This is a genomic window from Nocardioides sp. LML1-1-1.1 (genome assembly GCF_040676175.1).
Classification (GTDB): domain Bacteria; phylum Actinomycetota; class Actinomycetes; order Propionibacteriales; family Nocardioidaceae; genus Nocardioides.
The window spans coordinates 1-5,505 of record NZ_JBEGHK010000012.1 but is presented as its reverse complement, the minus strand read 5'-3'; the positions used below and the strand labels follow the sequence as shown (position 1 = coordinate 5,505).

At 55.5% G+C, this 5,505-nt stretch carries 3 rRNA genes; all 3 read right to left on the bottom strand.

The window, feature by feature from the left end:
* Positions 1-8: 8 nt before the first annotated feature.
* Positions 9-125 (bottom strand): 5S ribosomal RNA (gene rrf, locus MRBLML1_RS23215).
* 125 nt (positions 126-250) lie between these two features.
* Positions 251-3,386: ribosomal RNA gene (locus MRBLML1_RS23210) — 23S ribosomal RNA — on the bottom strand.
* A 430-nt stretch (positions 3,387-3,816) separates the two neighbouring features.
* Positions 3,817-5,335, bottom strand: a 16S ribosomal RNA gene (locus tag MRBLML1_RS23205).
* Together the 16S, 23S and 5S rRNA genes form the textbook arrangement of a ribosomal RNA operon.
* Positions 5,336-5,505 lie beyond the last annotated feature (170 nt).

The window sequence follows — 5,505 nt, the reverse complement described above, 5'->3', positions numbered from 1 at the left end:
GAATGTTTGTCCGGCGGCGTCCTACTCTCCCACAGCCTCTCGGTTGCAGTACCATCGGCGCTGGCAGGCTTAACTTCCGGGTTCGGGATGGGACCGGGTGTTTCCCTGCCGCTATGGCCGCCGTAACTCTATGAACCCATCACCTCGGCTGATGTTGTGGCCGGTGGTGGGGTTGGTCTTGTAGTGGACGCGCAGTGTGTTGTCCCGTACATCATCGAACTGTTGTTGTTGATGTGTGTTGGGGGTTTGTTGTGGCAAGTCTTCGGCCTATTAGTACCGGTCGGCTAGGCATTGCTGCTGTACACCTCCGGCCTATCAACCCAATAATCTGTTGGGGGCCTTAACCCCATAAAGGGGTGGGAAACCTCATCTTGAAACGTGCTTCCCGCTTAGATGCGTTCAGCGGTTATCACTTCCGAACGTAGCCAACCAGCCATGCACCTGGCGGTACAACTGGCACACCAGAGGTTCGTCCATCCCGGTCCTCTCGTACTAGGGACAGCCTTTCTCAAGTTTCCTACGCGCGCGGCGGATAGGGACCGAACTGTCTCACGACGTTCTAAACCCAGCTCGCGTGCCGCTTTAATGGGCGAACAGCCCAACCCTTGGGACCTACTCCAGCCCCAGGATGCGACGAGCCGACATCGAGGTGCCAAACCATCCCGTCGATATGGACTCTTGGGGAAGATCAGCCTGTTATCCCCGGGGTACCTTTTATCCGTTGAGCGACAACGCTTCCACTCGCAGTTGCCGGATCACTAGTTCCGACTTTCGTCCCTGCTCGACATGTCTGTCTCACAGTCAAGCTCCCTTGTGCACTTACACTCAACACCTGATTGCCAACCAGGCTGAGGGAACCTTTGAGCGCCTCCGTTACATTTTGGGAGGCAACCGCCCCAGTTAAACTACCCATCAGGCACTGTCCCTGAACCAGATCATGGCCCTAGGTTAGACATCTAGTACGACCAGAGTGGTATTTCAACGATGACTCCACAACCACTGGCGTGGCTGCTTCAAAGTCTCCCACCTATCCTACACAAGCCGAACCAAACACCAATGCCAAACTATAGTAAAGGTCCCGGGGTCTTTCCGTCCTGCCGCGCGTAACGAGCATCTTTACTCGTAGTGCAATTTCGCCGAGTCCATGGTTGAGACAGTAGGAAAGTCGTTACTCCATTCGTGCAGGTCGGAACTTACCCGACAAGGAATTTCGCTACCTTAGGATGGTTATAGTTACCACCGCCGTTTACTGGGGCTTAAATTCTGAGCTTCGACTTACGTCTAACCCGTCCTCTTAACCTTCCAGCACCGGGCAGGAGTCAGTCCGTATACATCGTCTTACAACTTCGCACGGACCTGTGTTTTTAGTAAACAGTCGCTTTCCCCTGGTCTCTGCGGCCCTTCACGCTTCCCCAGCAAGTGGGTACACGCTCCGGGCCCCCCTTCTCCCGAAGTTACGGGGGCATTTTGCCGAGTTCCTTAACCATGGTTGTCTCGATCGCCTTGGTATTCTCTACCTGATCACCTGAGTCGGTTTCGGGTACGGGCGGCTCATGGCTCGCTAGAGGTTTTTCTCGACAGCATAGGATCACCCACTTCGGCCCTACGGCCTCGGCATCACATCTCAGACTCACCCACCAAAGGGCTGCAACCCGGATTTGCCTAGGTCACGTCCTACATGCTTACCCGCCGTCTACCATCGCGGCGGTTGGGCTACCTTCCTGTGTCACCCCATCGCTTGCCTACTACCGGGTCGGGTCCCACGCTCCGCCCAGCCCTCTTTGTCCGAAGACATCGATAAGCTAGGTTTCGGGTGGTTAGCATCACCGGGTTCAGCATGGGCGCCATTTCGCCGGTACGGGAATATCAACCCGTTGTCCATCGACTACGCCTGTCGGCCTCGCCTTAGGTCCCGACTTACCCAGGGCAGATTAGCTTGACCCTGGAACCCTTGATCAATCGGCGCACGGGTTTCTCACCCGTGATTCGCTACTCATGCCTGCATTCTCACTCGTGTCACGTCCAGACCTGGATCACTCCGGCCCTTCACCCGTGACACGACGCTCCCCTACCCATCTGCACCCCTGAACCAACAACAAGTGCGGCTTGGGTTGATGTACAAATGCCATGGCTTCGGCGGGCGGCTTGAGCCCCGCTACATTGTCGGCGCGGAATCACTTGACCAGTGAGCTATTACGCACTCTTTCAAGGGTGGCTGCTTCCAAGCCAACCTCCTGGTTGTCACTGCGACTCCACATCCTTTTCCACTTAGCCGCCTCTTAGGGGCCTTAGCCGATGGTCTGGGCTGTTTCCCTCTCGACTATGAAGCTTATCCCCCACAGTCTCACTGCCACGCTCTCACTTACCGGCATTCGGAGTTTGGCTAACGTCAGTAACCTGGTCGGGCCCATCGGCTATCCAGTGCTCTACCTCCGGCAAGAAACACGCAACGCTGCACCTAAATGCATTTCGGGGAGAACCAGCTATCACGGAGTTTGATTGGCCTTTCACCCCTATCCACAGGTCATCCCCTCCATTTTCAACTGAAGTGGGTTCGGTCCTCCACGCCGTCTTACCGGCGCTTCAACCTGCCCATGGATAGATCACTCCGCTTCGGGTCTTGATCGTGCGACTCAAACGCCCTATTCAGACTCGCTTTCGCTACGGCTTCCCCACACGGGTTAACCTCGCCACACAACGCAAACTCGCAGGCTCATTCTTCAAAAGGCACGCCATCACCCCCACACAAAGTGCATAAGGCTTTGACGGATTGTAGGCACATGGTTTCAGGTACTATTTCACTCCCCGCCAGGGGTACTTTTCACCTTTCCCTCACGGTACTGGTCCGCTATCGGTCATCGAGGAGTATTTAGGCTTAACGGGTGGTCCCGCCAGATTCACACACCATTCCAGGAGTGGCGTGTTACTTGGGAAATGCTGAACACAGCCTCACACTATCGTCTACGGGGCTATCACCCGCTCCGGCACCGCTTTCCAACGGACTTCGACCTCGTCTGAGGTTTCTCACTGTGCGCCACCCCGGCAGAGACGGCAACAACACTCCCACAACCCCCACACCGCAACGCCTGCCGGCTATCACACGATATAGGTTTAGCCTCATCCGATTTCGCTCGCCACTACTCTCGGAATCACGGTTGTTTTCTCTTCCTGTCGGTACTGAGATGTTTCACTTCCCGACGTTCCCTCCACACACCCTATTTTATTCAGATGCGGGTAACACGACATGACTCGTGCTGGGTTTCCCCATTCGGACATCCCCGGATCAACGCTCGGTTGCCAACTCCCCAGGGCATATCGCAGGCTCCAACGTCCTTCATCGGCTCTCGATGCCAAGGCATCCACCATGTGCCCTTAACAACTTGCCCACAACAAACCACCAACACACACAAACAACAAGCCACCAAAGCAGCCCCGTGCAGTCAATGATCCCTCATGGAACAAACCAATTAAGAGAACACACAAAACAATCAATTCAATTCGATACGAAACAACACAACACCCACCAGCCCAAACAACAGACCACGCGGGTGTAATGCTCGCGTCCACTATCAAGAAATCAAACAACCAGAAGCCAACCAGCACCACACCCCACCAAGAGCCAAGAAGACCCAAAGATGTGAGCGGATGCGGCGTCTGATGCCTCAGACACCCAACAGCGTGCCATACCTACCGAACCCCACCCCGACAACCACAAAGCTGCCAGAACCAGAATCCAACGATTGAATGTGTTCCACTAGTGAACACCCCTTTGACGCGACGACACATTCGGCCATCGACTACGGGTGTGCTCCTTAGAAAGGAGGTGATCCAGCCGCACCTTCCGGTACGGCTACCTTGTTACGACTTCGTCCCAATCGCCAGCCCCACCTTCGACGGCTCCCCCCACAAGGGTTAGGCCACCGGCTTCGGGTGTTGCCGACTTTCGTGACGTGACGGGCGGTGTGTACAAGGCCCGGGAACGTATTCACCGCAGCGTTGCTGATCTGCGATTACTAGCGACTCCGACTTCATGGGGTCGAGTTGCAGACCCCAATCCGAACTGAGACCGGCTTTTTGGGATTCGCTCCCCCTCACGGGATCGCAGCCCTTTGTACCGGCCATTGTAGCATGCGTGAAGCCCTGGACATAAGGGGCATGATGACTTGACGTCATCCCCACCTTCCTCCGAGTTGACCCCGGCAGTCTCCCATGAGTCCCCGGCATAACCCGCTGGCAACATGGAACGAGGGTTGCGCTCGTTGCGGGACTTAACCCAACATCTCACGACACGAGCTGACGACAGCCATGCACCACCTGTACACCAGTATCAAAGAGACCCCCATCTCTGGGGGCTTCCGGTGTATGTCAAACCCAGGTAAGGTTCTTCGCGTTGCATCGAATTAATCCGCATGCTCCGCCGCTTGTGCGGGCCCCCGTCAATTCCTTTGAGTTTTAGCCTTGCGGCCGTACTCCCCAGGCGGGGCGCTTAATGCGTTAGCTACGGCACGGAACCCATGGAATAGGTCCCACACCTAGCGCCCAACGTTTACGGTGTGGACTACCAGGGTATCTAATCCTGTTCGCTCCCCACACTTTCGCTCCTCAGCGTCAGGTAATGCCCAGAGAACCGCCTTCGCCACCGGTGTTCCTCCTGATATCTGCGCATTTCACCGCTACACCAGGAATTCCATTCTCCCCTGCATACCTCTAGTCTGCCCGTATCGAAAGCAAGCAACCAGTTAAGCTGGCTGTTTTCACTCCCGACGCGACAAACCGCCTACGAGCCCTTTACGCCCAATAATTCCGGACAACGCTCGGACCCTACGTATTACCGCGGCTGCTGGCACGTAGTTGGCCGGTCCTTCTTCTGTACCTACCGTCACTCTCGCTTCGTCGGTACTGAAAGAGGTTTACAACCCGAAGGCCGTCATCCCTCACGCGGCGTTGCTGGATCAGGCTTCCGCCCATTGTCCAATATTCCCCACTGCTGCCTCCCGTAGGAGTCTGGGCCGTGTCTCAGTCCCAGTGTGACCGGTCACCCTCTCAGGCCGGCTACCCGTCAAAGCCTTGGTGAGCCATTACCTCACCAACAAGCTGATAGGCCGCGAGCACATCCTGCGCCGAAAAACTTTCCACCACCAACCCATGCGGGTAGAGGTCATATCCGGTATTAATCACCGTTTCCGGTGGCTATCCCAGAGCGCAGGGCAGATTACTCACGTGTTACTCACCCGTTCGCCGCTCGAGTACCCCCGAAAGGGCCTTTCCGCTCGACTTGCATGTGTTAAGCACGCCGCCAGCGTTCGTCCTGAGCCAGGATCAAACTCTCCATAAGAAAATCAAAATCCCAACAAACTTCAAACTGCTGACATATAACTGTCCACAGAATCATTTCATTGACAAGCACCAACCACAACCACCAAAAGATGGCCACGATCGAATGCACACAAACGTCACAAACAATCTATGCATGACACACTGTTGAGTTCTCAAACATCACACGCT